General features: G+C 70.9%; 17 protein-coding genes. 7 read left to right on the top strand and 10 right to left on the bottom strand.

The features are described 5' to 3' along the window. Positions 1-58: 58 nt before the first annotated feature. The 3 genes from CU254_RS22200 to CU254_RS22190 are packed head-to-tail and all read right to left on the bottom strand — an operon-like array spanning position 59 to position 2,652. Positions 59-940 (bottom strand): helix-turn-helix domain-containing protein, encoded by an 882-nt coding sequence (locus CU254_RS22200; protein WP_009079532.1) that lies wholly within the window; start codon positions 938-940, stop codon positions 59-61. Positions 941-981: 41 nt separating this feature from the next. Continuing rightward, the gene (locus CU254_RS22195; RefSeq protein ID WP_009079531.1) at positions 982-1,806 is read right to left on the bottom strand and encodes an NAD(P)-dependent oxidoreductase; all 825 of its coding nucleotides are present in this window, start codon (positions 1,804-1,806) and stop codon (positions 982-984) included. Between the two features lie 48 nt (positions 1,807-1,854). After that, entirely contained in the window at positions 1,855-2,652 is a 798-nt protein-coding gene (locus CU254_RS22190) for an IclR family transcriptional regulator (protein ID WP_009079530.1), read from the bottom strand. 129 nt (positions 2,653-2,781) lie between these two features. On the opposite strand from CU254_RS22190, the gene CU254_RS22185 reads away from it, so the two are divergent. From CU254_RS22185 to CU254_RS22160, 6 genes are all read left to right on the top strand, one after another. After that, positions 2,782-3,714, top strand: coding sequence for a 5-dehydro-4-deoxyglucarate dehydratase (locus tag CU254_RS22185; RefSeq protein WP_009079529.1), 933 nt, complete (start codon positions 2,782-2,784; stop codon positions 3,712-3,714). Next, complete coding sequence (locus CU254_RS22180; RefSeq protein ID WP_037714465.1) at positions 3,714-4,970, top strand: glucarate dehydratase family protein; 1,257 nt, start codon at positions 3,714-3,716, stop codon at positions 4,968-4,970. Before CU254_RS22185 ends, CU254_RS22180 begins: the two co-directional genes overlap by 1 nt. A gap of 4 nt (positions 4,971-4,974) precedes the next feature. Beyond that, on the top strand, positions 4,975-6,117 hold the full coding sequence (locus tag CU254_RS22175; RefSeq protein ID WP_009079527.1) for a hypothetical protein: 1,143 nt from the start codon (positions 4,975-4,977) through the stop codon (positions 6,115-6,117). A 422-nt stretch (positions 6,118-6,539) separates the two neighbouring features. After that, on the top strand, positions 6,540-7,994 hold the full coding sequence (locus tag CU254_RS22170) for an aldehyde dehydrogenase (NADP(+)) (RefSeq protein ID WP_009079526.1): 1,455 nt from the start codon (positions 6,540-6,542) through the stop codon (positions 7,992-7,994). 77 nt (positions 7,995-8,071) lie between these two features. After that, complete coding sequence (locus CU254_RS22165) at positions 8,072-10,381, top strand: polysaccharide lyase 8 family protein (RefSeq protein WP_037714463.1); 2,310 nt, start codon at positions 8,072-8,074, stop codon at positions 10,379-10,381. Between the two features lie 105 nt (positions 10,382-10,486). Continuing rightward, positions 10,487-11,950: an NAD(P)/FAD-dependent oxidoreductase gene (locus tag CU254_RS22160; RefSeq protein WP_100266845.1), complete on the top strand. Its 1,464-nt coding sequence runs from the start codon at positions 10,487-10,489 to the stop codon at positions 11,948-11,950. Positions 11,951-12,117: 167 nt separating this feature from the next. Here CU254_RS22160 and CU254_RS22155 read toward each other — a convergent pair whose 3' ends face one another. Further along, complete coding sequence (locus CU254_RS22155; protein ID WP_009079523.1) at positions 12,118-12,561, bottom strand: VOC family protein; 444 nt, start codon at positions 12,559-12,561, stop codon at positions 12,118-12,120. Positions 12,562-12,722: 161 nt separating this feature from the next. Here CU254_RS22155 and CU254_RS22150 point away from each other — a divergent pair, with 161 nt between their 5' ends. Continuing rightward, entirely contained in the window at positions 12,723-13,115 is a 393-nt protein-coding gene (locus CU254_RS22150; protein WP_158688060.1) for a VOC family protein, read from the top strand. Between the two features lie 590 nt (positions 13,116-13,705). On the opposite strand, the gene CU254_RS22145 is transcribed toward CU254_RS22150, so the two are convergent. The 6 genes from CU254_RS22145 to CU254_RS22120 all read right to left on the bottom strand — a co-directional run bounded on the left by CU254_RS22145 (position 13,706) and on the right by CU254_RS22120 (position 22,070). After that, positions 13,706-14,158 (bottom strand): helix-turn-helix transcriptional regulator, encoded by a 453-nt coding sequence (locus CU254_RS22145; RefSeq protein WP_009079521.1) that lies wholly within the window; start codon positions 14,156-14,158, stop codon positions 13,706-13,708. 749 nt (positions 14,159-14,907) lie between these two features. After that, positions 14,908-16,062 (bottom strand): VWA domain-containing protein, encoded by a 1,155-nt coding sequence (locus CU254_RS22140; protein ID WP_009079520.1) that lies wholly within the window; start codon positions 16,060-16,062, stop codon positions 14,908-14,910. Beyond that, positions 16,059-18,239: a DUF5682 family protein gene (locus CU254_RS22135; RefSeq protein ID WP_009079519.1), complete on the bottom strand. Its 2,181-nt coding sequence runs from the start codon at positions 18,237-18,239 to the stop codon at positions 16,059-16,061. Before CU254_RS22135 ends, CU254_RS22140 begins: the two co-directional genes overlap by 4 nt. Next, positions 18,236-19,321: an AAA family ATPase gene (locus tag CU254_RS22130; protein WP_009079517.1), complete on the bottom strand. Its 1,086-nt coding sequence runs from the start codon at positions 19,319-19,321 to the stop codon at positions 18,236-18,238. The genes CU254_RS22135 and CU254_RS22130 overlap by 4 nt, the downstream gene beginning before the upstream one ends. Continuing rightward, the gene (locus CU254_RS22125; RefSeq protein WP_037714460.1) at positions 19,318-20,760 is read right to left on the bottom strand and encodes a DUF5691 domain-containing protein; all 1,443 of its coding nucleotides are present in this window, start codon (positions 20,758-20,760) and stop codon (positions 19,318-19,320) included. Before CU254_RS22125 ends, CU254_RS22130 begins: the two co-directional genes overlap by 4 nt. Beyond that, positions 20,757-22,070 (bottom strand): SWIM zinc finger family protein, encoded by a 1,314-nt coding sequence (locus CU254_RS22120; protein ID WP_037714458.1) that lies wholly within the window; start codon positions 22,068-22,070, stop codon positions 20,757-20,759. The genes CU254_RS22125 and CU254_RS22120 overlap by 4 nt, the downstream gene beginning before the upstream one ends. Positions 22,071-22,111: the final 41 nt, after the last annotated feature.

Genomic DNA, 22,111 nt, shown 5'->3' with positions numbered 1-22,111 from the left:
GCGGCGAAGACCCAGCGCATGCACAGACGTGCTGAGCGGGTTGCACGAAACGCGCGCGTCAGCCGTCCCGGCGAAGCGCGGCGGGCGTGGTGCCCAGCTGTGCGCGCAGCACCCGGGTGAGGTGTTCCTGGTGGGAAAACCCGCAGCGCACGGCGATGTCCGCGATCGGTTCGGTGCCGGTGCGCAGCAGCAACCCGGCCTGTTCCACGCGCAGCCGCAGCAGGTACCGGTGCGGCGGCAGCCCGGTGCGCGCCTTGAACCGCCGGGCGAACCGGCTGACGCTCAACCCGGCCGCCGCGGCCAGCTCGGCCAGCCCGAGCGGTCCCGCGAGCCGTTCGTCCATCAGCTCGCGCACCTGGGCGAACTGCCGGTCGGTCAGCGCCTCGACCGGCGGCGGCGCGGGGGGAACGCTCCGCCCGGCCCGGTGCTGACGCGCGAGCTGCGCGGCCACGAGCGCACCCAGCTGATCCGCGTACGCGCGAGCGCCCGGCTCCCATTCCCGGACGACCCGGTCGAGCGCCAGAACGAGCTGTTCGAGCAGGGGATCGACGGTGCCGAGTTCGTCGGCCAGCCGGACCGGAGCGTCCGATCCGGCGGCCTCCTGCACCGCCGAATCCGGGAGGTAGACGTGCAGCGTGTCCAGTTCGCCGCCGAGTTCGACCGACAGTTCCTGGTGCGACGGCTGGAGAAAGAGCCCGCCCGCGGGGATCCGCCGGCTGCGCTCGCCGGGCGACCCGACGCCGCGGCGGACGGTGACCGGACCGGCGAGGTGCAGGATCAGCTGGTGCGTGCGAGCGGGCCCGAACTCCGCGCGATACGGCCGTTCGCGCTGTTTGGACAGGTAGATCCGGTCCCAGCCGAGGCCGGCGCTGGTGCGCTCCGGACGGATCCAGGGCAGGGAAAGGATGCCGTTGGTGTCGGCAGGCCCCAGCTCGCCCACGGCGTCCTCCTCTTCGAGGGTCCCGTGGGCGAGCGTACCTCTCAGAGCGGGTTGAACACGCCCAGCGGCGCGGTGCAGAACGGCCCGCCGACGTATTCGGCGGCCGCCCCGGTCGGCGCGGGCTTGTCCGCCAGCTGCTCGGCGTAGACCTCGGCGTTGTCGTGGGACTTGTAGCCCAGCGCCTCGGCCTCGGCGAGCGAGTAGACGCGGCGGGTGTTGTCCGAGACGCCCCAGATCAGCCGGTAGCCCGGCGACGGCGCGCTCAGGCACGCTTCGAACAGCCGCGCGCCGTCGTCCGGCGACAGCCAGCTGGTCAGGCCGCGGATGCCGAGCGGCAGCGGCGTTTCGAAGCACGAGCCGATGCGGACGACGATCACGTCCATGCCGAACCGCGACGCGTACAGGCTGCCCAGCGCTTCGATGGCGGCTTTGCTTACACCGTAATAAGTATCCGGCCGGGTGCTGGAGTCGGCGGGCAAGCCGCTCTCGCCCGCGTCGGCGTTCCGGCGGAAGCCGACCGCGTGGTTGCTCGACGCGAGCACGACCCGGCGGATCCCGGCTTCGCGCGCGGCTTCGAGGACGGTGTGCGTGCCGTTGATGTTGACGTCGAGCGTGTCCTCCCACGACGCCTCGCGGCTGAGCCCGCCCAGGTGGATCAACGCGTCCGCGCCCGCGCAGGCGGCGGCCATCGCATCCGGGTCGGTGACCGAACCGGTCACGATCTCGACCGCTTCGCCGTCCTCGGCGGGAGGCTGCTCGGCGAGGTCGAGCAGCCGCAGCACCCGGCCTTCCCGGCGCAGCCGCGGCCGCATCAGGGTGCCGACGACGCCGGCCGATCCGGTGATCAGCACACGCTGGTCTGGCATGGATTTCCTCTCACGAAAGCCCGCGGGCGGGCGACACGGTGGCGGCGGTCAGCGGATTCCGGCGCGGCGCAGCTGCTGGCCGAGCTCGGCGGTGGTTTCGGCCAGCAGCTCGCCGACGCGTTCGACGTCGGCGTCGGTGACCTTGCCCAGCGGCATCGAGCAGCTCATCGCGTCGGTGCCGGGAATGCGGTACGGGATCACCGCGGCCACGCAGCGCACGCCGAGGGTGCCCTCTTCGATCTCGGCGGCGTACCCGCGTTCCCGGGTGCGTGCGAGGTCGGCGTGCAGCGCGTCGAGCGTGGTGATCGTGTTCGGGGTGAGCGCGACCAGTTCCGCGGGCATGAGCGCCTCGACCTCTTCGTGGGTCAGCTCGGCGAGCAAGGCCTTGCCCAGCGCGGTCGCGTGCGCGGGCAGAGTGCGGCCGACGCGCGAGATCAGGTGCGTGGAGTGCTGGGACTCGCGCGTCTCGAGATAGACGACCTCGGTCCCGTTGCGGCGCGCGAAATGCGCGGTGAAGCCGGTCTTCTCGCGGATGCGCTCTAAAGCTTCGGTGGCGTAGGGGACGATCGCGTCGCGGTCGAGGTACGCGGTGCCGCAGATGAGCGCGCGGACGCCGAGCCGGTAGCGCGCGGAGTTCGCGTCGGCCTCCAGCCAGCCCGCGTCCAGCAGGGTGCGCAGCAGACCGTGCAGACTGGAGCGGGGGAACCCGGTGCGCGCGTGGAGATCCGACAGCGACAGCCACACGTCGTTCGCGGCGAACGTCTCGATCAGGTCGATGGCGCGCCGCGCCGACTTCACGCCCGCGGACTCCGCGGGAGCGGTGGCGGGGTCCGTCTTCTGCGCCATGCGCGTCCTCCAACCGGGCCGTTGACTTGTGAGTCCGGCCATATTAGCGTCCCGAACAGCGTTCTTGTGGGTGAACATAGTCACGATAACAGACTCCATTCAAGAATGTGAACATTGGAGCAGAAACTGATGGCACAGACCGAGATCGAGCTGGACGGCTTGCTGGCGTTCCCGCTGACCCCGTTCACCGAAGACCTCGAGATCAACCTCGACGGGTTCGCGGAAAACGTGGAGAGCCACATCGCCGCCGGTGCGGGCGCGCTGTTCGTCGCGTGCGGCACCGGGGAGTTCAGCTCGCTGTCGGTCGACGAGGTCGCCGCGCTGCTGGCCAAGGCGCGCGAGGTCGCCGGCGGGCGAGTGCCGGTGTGGGTCGGCGCGGGCGGCGGCGCGGCCGGTGCTCGTGCGGGCGTCGCGGCGGCGCAGGCGGGCAACGCCGACGGCGTGCTGCTGCTTCCGCCGTACCTGGTCACCGGGCCGCAGGAGGGTCTGGTCGACTACGTGCGCTACGCGGTCGGCGACACCTCCGTGCCGGTGATCGTCTACCACCGCAGCACCGGCGTGTTCACCGCGCCGGCCGCGGCGAAGCTGCTGGACATCCCGTCGGTGGTCGGGCTCAAGGACGGCTACGGCGACGTCGAAGCGATGACCCGGATCGTCACCACGATCCGCGCGCTCGGCACGCAGCGGTCCGCGGACTTCTTGTTCTTCAACGGTTTGCCGACGGCCGAGGTGTCCGCGAAGGCGTACGCGGCGGCGGGCGTCGCGCGCTACTCCTCGGCGGTGCACTGCTTCGCGCCGGAGATCGCGCACCGCTTCCACCGCGCGCTCGCCGAGGACGACAACGCGACGATGGACGCGCTGCTCGCCGGGTTCTACCTGCCGCTCGTGGCGTTGCGCGACGAGACGCCCGGCTTCGCGGTGTCGCTGGTCAAGGCCGCGGCCCGGCTGCGCGGCGACAAGGTCGGCACGGTCCGGCCGCCGCTGATCGAGCCGACGCCCGAGCAGATCGACCGGCTGGGCAAGGTCGTCGAGAACGGTTTCGCCGTGCTGAAAGGCCTCTGATGAAGATCCGGGACGTGGTGCTGACCCCGGTCGCCTTCGCGGACCCGCCGCTGCTCAACGTGATGGGCGTGCACGAGCCATACGCGTTGCGCAGCGTGGTCCAGGTGAGGTGCGACGACGGGGTGGTCGGCCTCGGCGAGTCTTACGGCGACGCGGCTTTCCTCGGCGAGGTGCGCAAGGTGCTGCCGGAACTGGCCGGACACGACATTTTCGACCTGCCGGGCCTGAAGCGGATCATCGCGCGCACGCTCGCCGGGACCGTGCTGACCGACGAGCACGGCCTGATCGGCGGGTTCTCCATCCGCAAGACGATCGCCAGCGTGTACTCGCTGTTCGAGGTCGCCTGCCTGGACGCGCAAGGACAGTACCTCGGCCGTCCGGTCGCCGACCTGCTCGGCGGCAAGGCGCGCGACGCCGTCGACTTCTCCGCGTATTTGTTCTACAAGTACGGCGCACACCTCGGCGCGGAAGAGGACAGCTGGGGCGAGATCCTTACCCCGGAAGCACTGGTCGGTTCGGCTAGCCGGATGGTTTCGGAGTACGGCTTCCGCTCGATCAAGCTCAAGGGCGGGGTTTTCGCGCCGGAGCAAGAGATCGAGGGCATTCGCGCGCTCGCTGCGGCGTTCCCCGCGCATCCCTTGCGCATCGACCCGAACGCGGCCTGGACGCCCGAGACCGGCATCCGCGTGGCCGCGGAACTCGACGGCGTGCTGGAGTACCTCGAAGACCCGACGCCGGGCATCGAGGGCATGGCGCAGGTCGCGCGCGAGGCGAGCATGCCGTTGGCCACCAACATGTGCGTGGTCAACTTCGGCGACCTGGAGCCCGCCTTCCGGGCGCGCGCGATCGGCGTTCTCCTGTCGGACCACCACTTCTGGGGCGGCATGCGCGACACCCAGGCGCTGTCGGTGGCCTGCGAAAGCTTCGGCGTCGGGCTGTCCATGCACTCCAACAGCCACCTCGGGATCAGCCTCGCCGCGATGGTGCACGTCGCGGCCGCCACCCCGCATCTGACGTACGCCTGCGACACGCACTGGCCGTGGAAAACTGCCGACGTGATCGAACCGGGCGTGCTGACTTTCGTCGACGGAGCGGTGGCGGTGCCGGACCGGCCCGGGCTCGGGATCACGCTGGACCAGGACGCGCTCGCCAGGGCGCACGAGGACTATGTCCGATGTGGACTGACCAAACGGGACGATGTGACGTACATGCGCAAGTACACGCCCGGCTTCGAACCGAACACGGCGAGGTGGTGACCCGGTGAAGGTGACCGGATACGCGTATCCGTGGGACGTGCTCGGCGAAACCGCTTTCGTCGAGCGGGTGCAGGACCTCGGCGTGGACGAGGTCGCGGTGGCCTTGTCCTACCACAGCACCCGCGCCGCGACGCCGTGGTCGACCGAGCAGACGTCGGTGGTCGCGCGCACTGCCGCGCTCTACCGTCCGGTGCGCGCGGAAGAATGGTCGGATCTCGTCCCCGCCGCGCCGGACTGGGTCGCCGGGGAAGACAGCGGCGGCGACGCGGTCCGCCGGCTCAACGAGGCCGGAATCCCGGCTGCCGCGTGGATCGTGCTCACGCACAACTCGCAGCTGGGCACGAAGTTTCCGCAGTACACCGTGCGCAACTGCTTCGGCGAGACGTACCCGTGGGCGCTGTGCCCCGCGCACCCCGAGGTCCGCTCGTACGCGGCGACGCTTACCGCGGAATCCGTTGCCGGACTTGATCTTTCGTCGGTTGTGCTGGAGGCGTGCGGCCCTCTCGGTGCCGTACACCAGCACCAGCACGAAAAGACCGACGGCGTCTGGGCTCCGGCCACCGCGCGCCTGTTGTCGATCTGCTGCTGCTCCGCTTGTGCCGAGGGCTGGACCGACCTCGACCCGTCGGAGGTCCGGGAAACCTTGCGCGCCGAGGTGCAGCGGCTCATCGCCACGGCGGATTTGTCGGTGGTCGAGGATAGACTCCCGGCTGGATTGAAGGAAAAACTGCTCTCCGGACGGCAGCAGTCAACCGACGCACTGCGGTCCGCGGTCCTGGCTGTGCTGGAGCCGGGTACGCGAATCGTGCTGCACGGCGCGCTCGACCCGTGGGTCACCGGCGCCCTGCCCGGCCTGACTCCGACGGCCGCCGACGACGCCGACACGGTGGTGCTGCAGAACTGGGCCCCGGGTCAAGGCAGCGTCGACGCCGTTGCCGCCGCTCGACGGGCACTGCCGGAACGGGTCGCGATCGGCAGCTACATCACGGCCGTGGCGGCGAGCGCGGTGCCGGATATTGAGGCGTACGTGGGCGAATTGGCGAAGGCCGGGGCGGGGGAACTGCACCTGTACCACTTGGGCCTCGCCGGGCCTGCCCGGTGGCCGGACCTGCACGCGGCTACCGCTGCTGCGCATTCGGCTCCCTGACGTTGACGAGGTGATCCGATGAGCCGGGGAATCTCCGCTGGGGACCGCGCGGCCGTGTGCCGGACCTGGGCGAGTGGCGGGCGCGCTCGGTGTTGCGACGTTGACGAGGTGAGCGGTTGAGCCGTGAAACTTCTCCATCGAGTTGGAGATGGGCTGGCCGCTCGTTCGCCGTGGCCGATGCCCTGCGCCTCGGTGCCCTGGCGGTGCTCGACGAGGAGATCCATTGACGCGCGAAATGAGAAGGTGGCCAACGGGGTCGAGCGGCAGGCGCGCTCGGCGCGCTGCCGTTGACGAGGTGATCGGTTGAGTCGCGAAGCTTCCGCCATGGAGAGTGTGCTGGCAGCCGCTCGCCACCACCCCCGCCCATGGAGCCGAATGGCTGGCCGCCGCGGCACCCTGAACGTGTTTGACGAGGAGATCCATTGACCCGCGAAACTTCCCCCGCCGACCTGGAAAACGTCCTGTCCGCCGCTGCGGCAGCCGCCCGGCCGTTCGCCGAAAGCACCCCGGCCGACCGGGCCAAGTGGCTCGCCGCCGCTGCGGACGCGCTCGACGCCGCGGCCGAAGAACTGATCCCGTTGGCGCATCAGGAAACCCGCCTCCCGGCCGCGCCCCGGTTGAAGGGCGAACTCGCGCGCACCACGTTCCAGTTGCGGCTGTTCGGCGAAGTCCTGCGGGACGGCGAGTTCCTGGGCGCGACCGTCGACCACGCCGACCCGGCCTGGCCGATGGGCGCGCGGCCGGACCTGCGTCGCGTGCTGGTGCCGATCGGGCCGGTGCTCGTGTTCGCCGCGAGCAACTTTCCGTTCGCGTTCAGCGTCGCGGGCGGCGACACCGCTTCGGCGCTGGCCGCCGGCTGCCCGGTCGTGCTCAAAGCGCATCCGGGTCACGAAGAACTCTCGACGCGGACCGGCGAGATCGTCGCCCGGGCGTTGACCGCGGCCGGTGCGCCGGAGGGTGCGTTCGCGGTGATCCACGGGGTCGAGCAGGGCGTCACGGCGCTCAAGGACCCGCGGATTTCGGCCGCCGCTTTCACCGGTTCGGTCCCGGGCGGACGCGCGCTGTTCGACATCGCCGTCTCGCGGCCGACGCCCATTCCGTTCTACGGCGAGCTGGGCAGCGTCAACCCGGTCGTCGTCACGCCGGGTGCGGTCGCCGCGCGCGGCGAGGCGGTGGCGAAGGGCTACGCCGGGTCGTTCAGCCTCGGCGCGGGCCAGTTCTGCACCAAACCGGGCCTGCTGTTCCTCCCCGAGGGCCACGGGCTCGACGAAACGCTGCGCGAGGCGGTGGGCGCGGTGGCCCAGCAGGAAATGCTGAACGACCGCATCGCGGCGGGGTTCGCGCGGAAGCTGGCGGACTTGCGCGCGGTGTCCGGCGTCGAGTCGGTGGTGGAAGGCGCGCAGGACGGCGACGCGTTCACTCCGTCGCTGCTGGCCACCACCGCGAAGGAGTTCCTGGCCGGCGGAGAGGCTGTCCGCGAGGAGCACTTCGGTCCCGCGTCGCTGATCGTCACCTACTCCGACCAGGCCGAACTCATCGAGGTGCTGGACAGCCTCGAACCCGGCCTCACCGCGACGATCCAGGGCGAGGACGGCGACGCGGACTTCGTGCGTCCGCTGCTGCCCTCGCTCACCCGGCTGGCCGGTCGGCTGCTGTGGAACGACTGGCCGACCGGCGTCACGGTCAGCTGGGCGCAGCAGCACGGCGGCCCGTACCCGGCGACGACCGCGCCGACCACGACGTCGGTCGGCACCGCGGCCATCGAACGTTTCCTGCGTCCGGTGGCGTGGCAGAGCTTCCCGGACGCGCTGCTGCCGGAAGCCCTGCAGGAAGCGAACCCGTGGCAACTGCCGCGCCGCGTCGACGGAGCGCGCTGAGCAGACCCCTCGTGAGTGGCCAAGCCGGTTCTGACCGGCTTGGCCACTCACGACCCAACACACTGGGAGGCACCGTCATGCCCGTGAACCGCAGAACCGCACTGCGTGGCGGTGCCGTCGCCGCGGCGCTCGCCGTCACCGCGCGCCCGGCCTTCGCCGCGCCCGCTGCTGATCCGCTGAAGAAGATCGTGGCCGGTTACCGTGAGCTGCAGACGGGCATCAACCGCCCGTCGCCGGAACGCTCGGCCGCGCTGAAGAACCTCGGCCGGGTCGCGAAGTCCTACTACGACGGCATGTCGGTGTCCGGCAACGGTCCACTGTGGACTGATCTCCCGCTCGGCCCGGGCAGCGACTACACCACCTCGATGTACGCCCGGCTGCGGGCGATCGCGGTCGACTGGGGGACCCCGGGCAGCACGCTCTCCGGCGATCCGAAGGTGCTCGACAGCATCAAGAAGGCGCTGGAGCTGATCTACGCCAGCCAGTACAACCCGCAGGTCGGCGAGATCGGCAACTGGTACACCTACGAGATCGGCGTGCCGTACTACCTGCTGCACACTCTCGTCACAGTCGCCGACCAGCTGACCGCCGACGAGCTGGCGCGGTACGTCAGCCCGATCAAGCGGTTCGTCGGCAACCCGAATCTGCGCGCGAACAACCCGAAGGTCGTCGAAACCGGGGCGAACCGGGCGGACAAGGCGCTGATCTCGATCGTCTCCGGCGCGCTGATCGGCGACACCGCGTGGATCCGCACCGGCATCGACGCGATCACCGACGTCGCCGGCGGGGGAGCGGCCAGCGTCCTGGCGAGGCTGGACCGCGCGGCGGGCGACGGGTTCCACGTCGACGGCTCGTTCATCCAGCACGACACCATCCCGTACCCCGGCCACTACGGCATCGTGTTGCTGACCGCGCTCGCCGGGACGATCCACGTCACCGAAGGCACCGAGTACGCGCTGCCGGACGACCTGAAGCAGAAGGTGTACGCGCTGGTCGGCGACACGTTCGCGCCGTTCGTGTACGCGGGCGCGCTGATGGAGCCGGTGCGCGGGCGGATGCTGTCGCGCCAGGGCGAAACCGGGCACGACATCGGGCACCAGTTGACGGTCGCGACTTTGGTCCTCGCGCGGTCGGCGACCGGGACCGTGAAGACTGAGTTGTCCGGGCTCGCCGCCAAGTGGATCAAGGAGGGCACGTACGCGCCGTTCCTGGAGATCCCCGATCCAGAACGGTTCGCGCCCGGCCCGGACCTCGTCGCGACACCGGGCATCGAGTTCGCCCAGGAGATGCTCGCCGGACGCGTGCGTCCCGCGCCGATCGTCGCGGCGCACCGGATTTTCGGCCAGCAGGACCGGATGGTGCACGTGACCGAGGGCTGGTCCGCGTCGCTCGGGGTCGGGTCCGCGCGAATCTCGCGCTACGAGTCGATCAACGGCATGAACCTGCACGGCTGGCACGTCGGCGACGGGGTGCTGTATTTGTTCCTTCCCAACGCGAAAGGCCACTACTCGGACGCCTATTGGCCGACGGTCGACCCGGCCCTCCTGCCCGGCACCACCGCGAAGGCCGGGCCGCCGGGACCGCTGGCAGCGACGCCGTTGACGACGAAAGCGCACGTCGGCGGCGTGCGCTGGGACGCCCGGCACGGCGCGTACGCGATGGATTTCGTCTCCGAAGACGGTTCGCTGACCGCGAAGAAGTCGTGGTTCTTCACTCCGGCGGGCATCGTCTGCCTCGGCGCGGGGATCACCGACACGTCCGGGCAGGCGGTCCGGACGACGATCGAAAATCGGAACCTCGGCGAAAACGGACGCGGCACGCTGCTGGCCGACGCGCGCGTGGTCGGCGATTCGAGCACCCTGCACCGGCCGCGCTGGCTGCACCTCGAGCACGTCGGCGGATACGTGCTGCTCGACAACGCCGAGGTCACCGCACTGCGCGAAGACCGGACCGGCGCGTGGCGGGACGTCGACACCGGGGCCAACACCAAGGGCACCACGACGCCGAACACGCGGCGGTACCAGAAGCTGGTGATCGAGCACGGCGCGAAGCCGGTGGACGCGAAGTACGCGTACGCGGTCCTGCCCGGCGCGTCGGTGGTGGGGACAGTCGCGTCGGTGCTCGCGTGGCGCGTGCGGGCTAATACGCCCGCTGTCCAGGCCTTGCGACTGTGGGATAACACACTGCTCGCAAACTTCTACAGTGCAGGTACCGTAGACGAAGTATCAGTCTCAGGACCCGCTTCGGTGGCGCTCGGCCGGGGCAGCCTCGCTGTTTCCGACCCGACGCAGCTGCAGGACAGCGTCCGCGTGACGGTACGGCGGCGCACGGTGGAAGTTCCGCTCAAGGACACCTTCGGCGCCACCAAGGTGGTTTCCCTGCGGTGACCCGGTTTTCCCCGCCGGGCCGGTGGTTCCCGGCCCGGCCCGGCGGGGCCCCACTTGATCCGGCCCCGGCCGTAAGGTGGGCGGAGTCGCTTCTCGCGGGGAGGAATCGTGGCGCATTTCGACGTCCTGGTCGTCGGAGCCGGGCTGTCCGGCATCGGCGCGGCCTGCCGGCTGCGGCAGCAGGCGCCGGACCGGACGTACGCCATCCTCGAAGCGCGCGACACGATCGGCGGAACCTGGGACCTCTTCCGGTACCCGGGCGTGCGCTCCGACTCGGACATGTTCACGCTCGGCTACCCGTTCCGGCCGTGGCGCAAGGAACAGGCGATCGCGTCCGGCGCCGAGATCCTGGAGTACCTCCGGGAGACCGCCGCTGAGCACGGGATCACCCGGCACGTCCGGTTCGGACATCGGGTCGTCCGCGCGTCCTGGTCGTCCGCCTCGGCCCGCTGGACGGTGGAAGCCTCGCACGACGGCGAGATCGTCCCGTTCACTTGTTCTTTTCTGTACCTGTGCAGCGGCTACTACAGCTACGAGAACGGCCACGTCGTCGACTTCCCGGGCCGCGCCTCGTTCCGGGGCGAGATCGTGCACCCCCAGTTCTGGCCGGAAGAGCTGGACCTCTCCGGCAAACGCGTGGTCGTCATCGGCAGCGGCGCCACCGCGGTGACCCTGGTGCCGGAACTGGCTTCGACGGCGAAGTCCGTGACGATGCTGCAACGCTCGCCCAGCTACGTCCTGGCCCGCCAGCGGACAGATTCGCTCGCCCGCCGCCTGCGGGGAGTCCTGCCTTCCCGGCTTGCCTACCGTGTGGTGCGAGCGAAGAACGTCCTGGTGGCCACGCTGCTCTACCAGGTCTCACGCCGACTGCCCCGCCGCACGGCAGCGTTCCTGGGGGGCGCGGCCGCGAAGCAGTTGCCCGCCTCGATACCCGTTGATCCGCATTTCTCGCCCCGGTATCAGCCCTGGGATCAGCGCCTCTGCCTGACGCCCGGCGCGGACTTCTTCGCAGCGCTCCGCAGCGGAAAGGCGGACATCGTCACCGACCGGATCGCCCGCTTCACGCCCGACGGCATCACGCTGGAATCGGGCGCACACCTGCCCGCGGACGTGATCGTCACCGCCACTGGCCTGCGCGTGATCGCGTTCGGCGGAATCGACCTGACCGTGGACGGCGAGGTGATCAACCCTTCGGAACAGCTGGTGTACAAGGGAATGATGCTCGGCGGGGTGCCGAACCTCGCGTGGTGCATCGGTTACGTGAACGCTTCCTGGACCCTGCGGTCGGACCTCGTTTCCCGGTACGTGTGCCGCGTGCTGAACCACCTGTCTCGCAACGGTTTCGACACCTGTGTGCCGCACCCGCCCGCGCTCCCGCCCGCCCGGCGGCGCCCCATCATGAACCTGACGTCGGGCTACCTGACCCGCGCCGCCTCCGCCCTGCCCCGCCAGGGCGACCGGCGCCCGTGGCTGATGCGGCAGAACTACCTGCTGGACGCGGCGGATCTGCGCCTGAGCCGAGTGGACGACGGAGTCCTGCGGTTCGGGCGGCGGAGTCGTAGCGCTTGACCTCCTGTTCTTCTGGCTTTCTGGTCTCCCGGCGTCTCGGTTCGAGGCTTGGCATTCGGGACGACTGGGCGGGGAGGCATTGCTCCCCGTGCCGAGCTTCCTGGCGACCTGGCTGGAACATCGCGGTCCCGCCGAAATCCTTCAGCCCCGGGCGACACGTTGGCCTGTCAGCAACTCCAGTCTTTGTCCAGATCCAGGTTCTCCCGCCGCTGGGTGAAGGAGAACCAGTTCCCGGAATCGTCGCGGAAGATGGCTTCGGTGCCGTAGGGCCGCTCCTGCGGCTCCTGCACGAACTCCACCCCGCGCGCCTTCAAGGTCTGGTAGTCGGCGTGAATGTCGTCGGTCCCGAAGACCCCCGCTCCCAGCACCCCTTTCGCGACGAGCTTCTTCAGCGCTTCAGCGGATTCCGGATCGAGCGCGGGCGGTCCAGGGACCATCAGCGTGATCTCGAGGTCCGGCTGGTCCTTGGCCCCGACGGTCAGCCAGCGCATCCCGCCGTCGCCCATCGTCAGGTCCGTGCGGACTTCGAGGCCCAGCTTTTCCGTGTAGAACTCCTTGGCCCGGTCATGGTCGAGGACCCAGACGTTGGCGATGGACAGGCCCTTGATCACAGTGACTCCTTGTGCCCGGCGGGCGCTGTTCGCCCGCTCTCTGTGATCGACAGTAGCCACTCCCGGGCCGCCGGACTTCTCGAAAATTGCGGTCCTCGGCGGGGCGGGCCGAGCGGACGGGGAGCGGTGTTTTTGTCGTACCTGTCTGGAATGCTCCGGGCATGGACCTGACGCTGCAGTTGACGATCGACTGTTCTGATCCCCCGAAGATGGTGCCCTTCTGGGCCGAGGCACTGCTAAGTGGCGCGCGCACTGGGCGGCGATGGGAGTTCCCGAGGCGGAGCTGCCGCCCGGGGCCGGGGACGGGGACCGCGGGTGTGGTTCCAGGAGGTTCCGGAGCCGAAAGCGGCCAAGACCGGTGGCCCTTCGCCCTGAAGGTCGGCGGCGGCCGGGACGGTCCGCTGGATGTCCGCGCGGGACAGGTCAAGTCCGAAGTGGACCGCCTGGTCGAAGCCGGAGCCACCGTGCTGCGGATCAATGACGAACCGGACCGCGGGCTCTACGCCGCTGCCATGCAGGACCCGGAGGGCGATGAATTCGACATCGTGGGGTGACGGGCTGGTCGCCGCCGTTCGATCCCCCCGGGATGCGGCGGCTGGGCCCCGGCGAGCCAGACGGCGCGAGCGACCGTCCGCGCGACGGGCTTCGGTGTCGTTGGCGAGGGGCTACTTGTGGTGGCGGGCTGGAGCGCTGTTGGCGGGTGCGAGCCGCGCCGTTGCGACGGACTGGGCGGTTGTTCGCGGGTGCGGGCTGTGCCGTTGCGACGGACTTCGGTGCCGTTCGCGGGTGCGGGTTGTGTTGTGGTGACGGGCGTGGGTGCCGTTGGCGGCGGGCTGCACTGTCGAGACGGGCTTGGGTGGTGGGTGCGGGCTGCGCTGTAGCGGTGGTTTTCGGTGCCGTTGACGGGTGCGGGTCGCGTTGTGGTGGCGGACCTGGGTGCCGTTGGCGAATGCGGGCTGTGCTGTTGCGCCGGGCGTGGCGGTCGTTGGCGGGTGCGGGCCACGCGGTCGCGATGGGTTTCGGTGCCGTTCGCGGGTGTCGGCTGGGCTGTCGTGCCGGGCTTCGGTGTCGTTTCCGAATGCGGCCCGCGTTCTCGCGCCTGGCTTCGGTTTCCTGGCCGGGACGCGGTTCGGTGGCCCGTCACTCAAGGTTCGTTTTCGGCGCCTGGTCCCAGTCCCTTGAACCCGCCGTGCCACAGCAGCGCGTAGCACCCGGGAACCAGGGCCGAGTTCTGCCGGACATGGCGCGCCCGGTATTCGCTCGGGGTCAGTCCGGTGTGCTTCTTGAAGCTCGCCGAAAACGAGCCGAGACTGCTGAACCCGACCAGCGTGCAGATCTCGGTGACCGAAAGGTTGGCGGTCCGCAGCAGGTCCTCCGCCCGCTCGATCCGCCGGCGGCTCAGGTACTGCCCGGGCGTCTGCCCGTACACGGCCCGGAAAAGCCGCACGAAGTGGTAACGCGAGTACCCGGCATGGGCTGCGATCGCGTCCAGATCCAGGGGCGCGGCCCAGTCCCGGTCCATGGCGTCCTTGGCCAGGCGCAGCTGCCGCAACTGCGAAAGCTGCGCATCGGGTGGCGAGCCGGGCGTGGTTCCCATTTCCCGATGGTGACACACCCGCCGCCGCGGAGGCTCGGGCTGGCCGGGAATCCGGGACGTCTCCGAAGCCTTCGTGCCTTCGGCGTCGGGCCCAAACGCGGCGCGGGCATAGGGCTGATGGGTCGGGCGGGGCGAGGTATTCAGCTCGGCGGGGAGGAGCTGGGGCCGTTCGGTGGCTCGGCGTTTCCGCAACAGAATGCGGGCGGGTCGATGAGTCTTGCCGGGTTTGGCGGAAGCGGGGCGGGGGAGCGTGTCCTTGGGGGTCGGTCGGTGGCTCGGAATCGGGGCCGGGGGGCGTGGTCAGCTCGGCTGGGAAGCGGCTCGGCGGTTCACGCCGGAGTGAGGTGAGGGCTGAGCGGTGAGTTTTGCTGGGCTTGGGGAGGCGGGTCGGGGAGCGGGTTGCTGGATCGGGCGGGGCATAGGGCTGAGACTTGAGCGGGCAAACGTGGCCACCTTGGCTGGGCGAAATCGCGAGCGGAACCTCCAAGCGGAGCCCAGCGCTTGGCTCGCGGTTGCTCACGACAGGGCTGAAACCCAGGCAGGGCAACGCGTTCCGCGCGGATGAGCGGAAGGGAATCCGCGCGATGGTCGACGTCCGATGGCGTGGCGCAGCGGGAGAGGCGGCAAGTCGTTCCGTCCGGCAGCACCGGCGAAACCGTCCGCAGGCAAAGCTTGTGCTGGTGCAAGACAATTCTTATGTCCCGCTGCCTCAGTTTGCTTCCGTCGAGCTACCCAGGCGACGGTCTGGGTCATTGCGCGGTCGCTGACGCGGCCCAGCGGGTCAAGTCCTCCCTTCGGAGCGCGGCGGCCATCAAGTCCGGGAAAAGATCCGGCGTGCAGGCGAAAGCGGGAACTCCCAGTTCGCTGAGCGCGGCCGCGTTGTCGTGGTCGTAGAAGGGCGCTCCGGAATCCGACAGTGCCAGCAGCGTGACCACCTGCACTCCGGAGCCGACTAGGTCCGCGACTCGGCGCAGGAGGTCGTCTCGTACTCCGCCTTCGTACAGGTCGCTGATCAGCACCAGGAGGGTCTGTTCGGGGCGCTCCACCAAGCCTTGGCAGTACGCCAATGCGCGGTTGATGTCGGTGCCGCCGCCGAGTTGGGTGCCGAAGAGGACGTCTACCGGGTCGTCCAGGTGATCCGACAAGTCAGCTACCGCGGTGTCGAAGGCGACGAACTTCGTGCTCAGGGCGCGCATCGAGGCGAGTGCGGCACCGAAAACTCCCGAGTACACCACGGATTCCGCCATCGAGCCGGACTGGTCGACGGCCAGGATCACGTCGCGGCGGACGCTGTGTTCTCGGCGGCCGAAGCCAAAAAGCTGTTCGGGCACAATGGTTTTCAGCTCGGGGGAGTAGTGTTTCAGGTTCCGGCGGACGGTGCGGTCCCAATCGATGTCCGCGCCTCGCGGGCGTTGGGTGCGGGCGGCGCGGTCCAGTGCGCCGCGGACTGCTGCTCGGGTGCGTTCGGCCAGGCGTTCCTCGAGTTCCGTGACGACTTTGCGCACGACGGCGCGTGCGGTTTCCTTCGTCTCTTCGGGCAGGACGTTGTTGAGGGACAACAACGTTCCGACCAGGTGGACGTCCGGTTCCACGGCACTGAGCAGTTCCGGCTCCAGCAGCATCCGGGTGATCCCCAGGCGGTCCACGGCGTCGCGTTGCATGACTTGGACGACGGAGCCGGGGAAGTACTTCCGGATGTCGCCCAGCCAGCGGGCGACTCGCGGTGCGGAGGCTTGCAGTCCGCCGCTGCGGTCGCCGCTGCTGCGCGGGTTTTTGGGGCGCTCGTCGTAAAGCGCGGCCAGCACGTTGTCGACGCCGGTGTCCCCTTCGGACAGTGCGTGGCCGGTGCCGTCGGAATCGCCGCCGAGTACTAGGCGCCAGCGGCGGAGGCGTTCGGTGCTCACGAGGCGGCTCCCAGGATGGTGGCGAAGACCGGCAAGGCGGCTGCGGCGCGGATCTCGTCCAGGTCTTCGGCGACCGTCGGTTCGGTGCGGCGAGTGCCGGACAGGGTGGCGGCGCGTTCGCCGATGGCGCGTTTTTCCGGACCGGCGAAGGCGCCGAAAGTGCGGCGCAGCAAGGGAAGCACCTCGGGGAAGACCTCGGGCGGGATCGAGGACAGCCAGGTGTCGACGACGCGCAGCATGCGTTCGTCGTGGACCAGCAGGAGCGCGCCGCCGGAGAAGAAGCCTTCTACGTAGGCCGCGCCGTCCGTCGGGGCGATGCCGGGGGTGAGCATGCGGCCCAGCCGGAGTTCGACCTCGGCGCCGTCGAGCAGGTCGGCGTCGTGCAGGAGGCGCACGATGCGGCCCGCCAGCAGCGGTGGCAGGGCGTCGCGGGTGGACAGCCGGGCAAGCGCGGTGAACCAGCGGTCGCGGGCCGCGTCGCCGAGGAGGTCGGTGGCTTCGTGGACGTCGTCGATCAGTTCGCAGAACTGTGCGGCGGCCTCCTCGTCGATGCCGTGCACGGCGGGCGGGAGACCAGCACAGACTCGGGTGAGGATGCGGTCGGCGACTTCTTGCAGCTGTGCGGTGTCGGTGCCGCGGACGTCGCCGTAGCGGGTGGCTCGGGCCAGCGGAGGCAACGCGGACATGAGGTGCGCGACGTCCGCGTCGGCGGCGGCACGGGTGTCCAGGGCAGCGAGCGTTTCCGGCAGCGCGTCGCCTAGATCGGCCAGCAGGCAGCGCTCGACCGCGGCGGTGATGTCGGCGAGCGGAGGAGCTTCGGCGACGGTTTCGCGCACGACAGCCGTCGCTGCGGCGGGCACGGTGGTTCCGTGTACGGCGGCTGCGACCAGGTCGACCTCGAAACCTGGTTCCCAGCACAGGGTCCAGGTTTCGCGGAAGGTGCCTTTGTTCCGCACCGACGACGGTTCCGGTTCGCCCCACGGGATGCCGAGGATCTGCAGGCGATGCAGCAGGCGCGAGCGGTCCAGACCGCCGGGCGTGCGCAGGTCCAGATCCAGTTCGCGCGCCTGGGGTTCGCGTTTGAGCCGGAGGCGGCGGGCGGTGGCGATCAGGTCGGCGGCCAGCGGCGCCTGCGGAACGTGGTCCGGGACCTCGCCGAGCAGTTCGCCGACCACGAGCCGACGCGTGACCAGGTCGGCCTGGACGTCGTCGCCTCCGCACAGAACCGCGCGGGTGGCGGCGTCGACCTCGGCCAGTCCGGCGGACGACCGGCCGCGCAATGCGGCCAGGGTGTCGGCCAGCCGCACCGCTTCGATCACGTGCGCGGTGGAGACAGGCAGATCTTCCTCGCGCAGCACTCCGGCGACGGCGGTGAGCCACCTGGTGGTGACGTCGCCGGGGGTGCTGAACAGGTGGTGGTACCAGCCGGGGGAGCGGACGCCCGCGCCGTAGCCGGTGACCGACGCAAGCCTGCCGTGCGTCCACGGCACCCACGTGCACACGACCTTGCGCTTCGGCAGTCCTTTGAGGACCGCCTGGTCCCTGGACGCGGGCGGCAGCGGATCGGCCAGCGCGGGCACGTGCCAGGCACCGCAGACCACGGCGATCCGCTCGTAGCCTTCTTTCCGCGTCTTGCGCAGCACGTTCCGCATGTACGCCTCGCGCCGCTGCTCGTGCGGATCGTCCGGACGGTCGCCCTCGCGCAGCGCGGTCATCGCGTCGGCGATCACCTCGAACGGCGATTCCTCGCCCCGGCGGGACTCGACGAAGTCGTCCCACCAGCGCTCCGGGTCGTCGTACCCGCCCGCCGCGGCCAGTTCCGCGAGCGGATCGGTGCGGGGCGCGGTCCGCTCCTCGCCGAGCGCGAACTGGTGTGCCGCAGGGAGATCGCAGAACTTCACCGGAACACCGGCCGCCGCGGCGTACCGCAGGGCTTGCCATTCCGGGCTGAACACCGCGAACGGCCAGAACGCCGCGCGCGACACGTCGTCGGACGCGTACGCCAGCAGCGCCACCGGCGGCCGCATGCCGTCGTCCGCGGCGAGATCGACGAGCTGGTCCGCTTCCGGCGGTCCCTCGATCAGCACCACGTCCGGCTCCAGTTCGACGAGCCGGGCGGCGACCGCCCGCGCCGAACCGGGACCGTGGTGCCGGATCCCGAGGAGATGAGTGGTCATCCGGCGATCTCCTGGCCTGCCCGGTAGAAGTCGGCCCAGCCTTCCCGCTCGCGCACCACGGTCTCCAGGTACTCGCTCCAGATCGCGCTGTCGGCGACCGGATCCTTCACCACCGCACCGTGGATCCCGGCCGCGACGTCCTGCGCTCGCAGCACGCCGTCGCCGAAGTGCGCGGCCAGCGCGAGACCGCCGGTGAGCACGCTGATCGCTTCCGCCGTGGACAGCGTGCCGGACGGGGTCTTCACCGCGGTGCGCCCGTCTTCGGTGCGGCCGGCCCGCAGCTCCCGGAAAACCGTGACCACGCGGCGGATTTCGGCGAGATCCGCGGCTTCGGCGGGCAGCGACAGCGCGGCCCCCAGCTGACCGACCCGCCGCCGGACGATGTCCACCTCGGCCTCGGCGGTGTCCGGCAGCGGCAGCACGACGGTGTTGAACCGCCGCCGGAGCGCGCTCGACAGCTCGTTGACGCCCTTGTCCCGGTTGTTCGCCGTGGCCACCAGCGTGAACCCGGGCCGGGCCGGCACCTCGGAGCCCAGTTCGGGGATCGGCAGCGTCTTCTCGGACAGGATCGTGATCAGCGAATCCTGCACGTCCGCCGGGATGCGGGTGAGTTCCTCGAGCCGGGCTACCTTGCCGTCGCGCATCGCGCGCAGGATCGGGCTTTCGACCAGCGCCTGGTCGCTCGGCCCCTCGGCGATGAGCCGCGCGTAGTTCCAGCCGTAGCGGATCTGCTCCTCGGAGGTGCCCGCGGTGCCCTGGACCAGCAGCGTGGAGTCGCCGCTGATCGCCGCCGCGAGGTGCTCGGACACCCACGTCTTCGCCGTGCCCGGCACGCCGAGCAGCAGCAGCGCGCGGTCGGTCGCGAGCGTGGCGACCGCGACCTCGATCAGCCGCCGCGGGCCGACGTACTTCGGGCTGATCTCGGTGCCGTCGTCGAGTTTCCCGCCGAGCAGGTAGGTGACCACCGCCCACGGGGAAAGCCGCCACGACGGCGGTTTCGCCCGGTCGTCGGCCGCGGCGAGGGCGGCCAGTTCGCCGGCGTATTCGGCTTCGGCGTGCGGCCGGAGAACGGGGGACGTCATGCGAGCTCCTTGTGCATTTCACGGCGGAAGGACAGGGTTTCGGCGACCGCGCGCCGCCACGGGGCGGCCTCGCCGGGAAGCGGGATCTCGGCCAGCGGGTGGCCGAGGCAGGCGACGGGCACGGCTTTCGCGATCAGCGCGGCCGCGTGCGCGACCAGCCGGTGGTCGCGCTGTCTGGCGACCCAGTCGAGCAGCACCGTGCCGAGCGCGGCGGGCCACGGCTGCGGCAGGTCCAGGATGAGCCGGGTGAGGGCTTCGACCGGCAGCCCGCGGGTCAGCTTCGCGACCGTGGCGGCCTGTTGTCCGGGCGACAGCACTCCGATGAGCGCGGCAGTGCTGCGTCCGCCCGGTTCGGCCTCCACGAGGGCTTGCGCCCATTGCTCGTCGCGTTGCCGAAGTGCGGCGGTCGCCCAGCTTTCGCGCACCACGTTCAGCGGCGGGCCTTCGACGAGCATCCCGGCCAGTTCGCCCGGAGTGCCGTACTCGGCCCAGAACCGCAGCGGAGTGGCGGCGATGATCGCGCGCAGCCGCGCGGTGCCTTGCCCGGGCCCGGGCGGGACCCGGATGCCGTCGCGGATCAGGCTCTCGTCCGGCTCCGGCGGGGTGAACTCGAGGACGTCGGCCCGCAGCGAGCGGCTGCGCACGGTGACGCAGGCGCGCAGCCGTTCGATCATCCGCTCGCCGGACGCGGAATCGGGATACCGGCCGATCAGCCGCAGCGCGATTTCGCGCACCCCGGCCGCCCGGTCGCCGAGCGCGGCTTCGACGAACGGTTCGTCCTCGGCGGTGAGATGCTCGCCGAGCAGAGTCAGGAACGTCGCCCGGACGTCGGCCGGTTCGCTGCCCCAGGCCGCGGCGAGCGCTTCCCGCGCGCGGGCGGGATCGGCGACGAGCACGCGTTCCAGCCAGGCCTGCCGGCGCGCGGCGGTGCCGAACTGCCAGGCGTCGTCGCTGGTGTCGTCCGCGGCGGCGACCAGGAACGCCCAATCCGGGTTTCGCTCGCCGAGCCACGCGCCGACCGGTCCGGCGACGGCGGCGAGCGGCGCGCGCAGCGACACCCGGGTCCGCGCCGCGTCGGCGAGTGCGGGCAGCCGCTCGGCCGGGACGCGGAATCCCTTGTCCGCCACCGTGACCAGCCATTCCTCGACCAGCTCCGGCCGGTTGGCGGAAAGCAGGTGCACGAGCCGCGCCCGCGCCACGGCCGGGATCAGCGGCCGGGTGTCCTCGGCGGCCGCCGGTTCGGGTTCGATGCCGGTGAGCGGTCGCTGCCCGGCGCGCCGATAGCCGGTGCAGGCCGCCGCCGCGACGAGCGCTTGGTCCGCGGGCTCAGTCCGTGGTGCGGCGATTTCCCTTACTCCGGGCGGCAATCCGGCGAGGTCGACGCTTCGGCGGCGGGTGCCGAGCAGGACGGTGCTGACGAGGTCGTTCCAGGCGCTCACAGCCGCACCATCCCGTCGCGATGCCAGCAGCTCAACGGCCGCAACCCCGCCGTCGTCCACTCCGCGGCCACCGTGACCGGCCGCTCGGCCGCGACCGCCAGCAGCGGCCACGGATCCACGGCAGACACCAGCGGCAGCGCCGCACCGTCCACATCGGACAGTGCCCAGCCCTCCCCGTGCCGGGCCGGACGGAGCTCGCTCACCAGCACCGGCCACCGGTCCAGCCACGGATCAGCGGCGAGCGCGGCAGCGTGGCCGGCGAGCGCGGCCGCGAACGTGCCGCCGACCGGCCCGCTTTCCGGAGTCACCGGTTCCTCCCGGTGGTCGAACACCGCCCGCAGCGGCACCGCGCCCGGGTGGAACACCAGCTCTCCCGCGACGACGAACCCGGGCGGCAGCGAGCTGTCCAGCGGACGCCCGGGCGGAGCGAACGACAGCACCAGCGCGTCCCGTCCGCTGCGTTTGCCCCGCAGCCACGTGCGCCTGCTGCGCAGCGAATCCTGTTCCTCGTCGATCGCGCCGGTGACCAGCCATTGGTCCGGCACCCGCTCGCCGGACTCCAGCACCTGCGCGGTGCTGACCGAGAACCCGAGCCGCGTCCGTACGGTGTCGGCGAGCCCGGCGGGCAGCGCTTCGAGCCTGCTCGCCGCGTCCGCGAGCACGTACCCCAGCGACAGTTCGGCCAGCAGCCGATCCGGCCAGTCGCGGCCGCGGCCGACCAGCGCCGCCGCCCGGCGCAGGCCGTTCGCCAGCCCGGGAGCTTGCGCGTCGACCATGCGCGAGGCGACCGAGTACAGCTCGTCGGCACCGCCGCGTTCGAACGTCGCGAACCCCGCCGACACCCGGTCAGTGAGCCATCCGCGCAGCTCGGCGGCCCCGGCGGTGACGCGCGCGAGCCGCTCCTGCGCCCGCTTGGCCGCCGCTTCGAGATCCTTCGGCGCGTCCGTCTTCTTCTCGGCCCGCTCCGCCCGGGCGGCCCGTTCGTCCAGCCACGTCCGCACCCATCCGGGCTCCTCCTCGCGGGGGACCTGCCCGTCGGCCCAGAGCAGCAGCAGCCCCAGCGCGTGCTTGCACGGGAACTTCCGGCTCGGGCAGGTGCACCGGAACGCGGGCGCGGCCGTTTCCACCGTCGTCTGGTACGGCCGCTTCCCGCTGCCCTGGCACGCGCCCCAGACGGCACGGCCGGACGCACCCGCGTCCGCCCACTTCGCCGGTGCTGCCTGGCCGCGTCCGGCTTTCGCCGACGCGGCGTCCGGCGCGAGTTCGAGCACCCTCTCCGGGCTCCACCGCGCCGCTGCTTCGTCCCCCACGTTTTCCTTGCCGCTCTTCCCGTTCCGACCCCCTCCGGGGC

The sequence above is a fragment of the Amycolatopsis sp. AA4 genome, from assembly GCF_002796545.1.
GTDB lineage: Bacteria > Actinomycetota > Actinomycetes > Mycobacteriales > Pseudonocardiaceae > Amycolatopsis.
Note: the sequence above shows the minus strand (reverse complement) of the source record. Positions and strands in the feature narration are given on the sequence as shown.

What these genes read in the sequence shown, in the direction of transcription:
- CU254_RS22195 (WP_009079531.1), bottom strand. Translation starts at nt 1,806, where the DNA reads ATGCCAGACCAGCGTGTGCTGATCACCGGATCGGCCGGCGTCGTCGGC.
- CU254_RS22190 (WP_009079530.1), bottom strand. Translation starts at nt 2,652, where the DNA reads ATGGCGCAGAAGACGGACCCCGCCACCGCTCCCGCGGAGTCCGCGGGC.
- CU254_RS22185 (WP_009079529.1), top strand. Translation starts at nt 2,782, where the DNA reads ATGGCACAGACCGAGATCGAGCTGGACGGCTTGCTGGCGTTCCCGCTG.
- CU254_RS22180 (WP_037714465.1), top strand. Translation starts at nt 3,714, where the DNA reads ATGAAGATCCGGGACGTGGTGCTGACCCCGGTCGCCTTCGCGGACCCG.
- CU254_RS22165 (WP_037714463.1), top strand. Translation starts at nt 8,072, where the DNA reads ATGCCCGTGAACCGCAGAACCGCACTGCGTGGCGGTGCCGTCGCCGCG.
- CU254_RS22150 (WP_158688060.1), top strand. Translation starts at nt 12,723, where the DNA reads ATGGACCTGACGCTGCAGTTGACGATCGACTGTTCTGATCCCCCGAAG.
- CU254_RS22145 (WP_009079521.1), bottom strand. Translation starts at nt 14,158, where the DNA reads ATGGGAACCACGCCCGGCTCGCCACCCGATGCGCAGCTTTCGCAGTTG.
- CU254_RS22135 (WP_009079519.1), bottom strand. Translation starts at nt 18,239, where the DNA reads ATGACCACTCATCTCCTCGGGATCCGGCACCACGGTCCCGGTTCGGCG.
- CU254_RS22130 (WP_009079517.1), bottom strand. Translation starts at nt 19,321, where the DNA reads ATGACGTCCCCCGTTCTCCGGCCGCACGCCGAAGCCGAATACGCCGGC.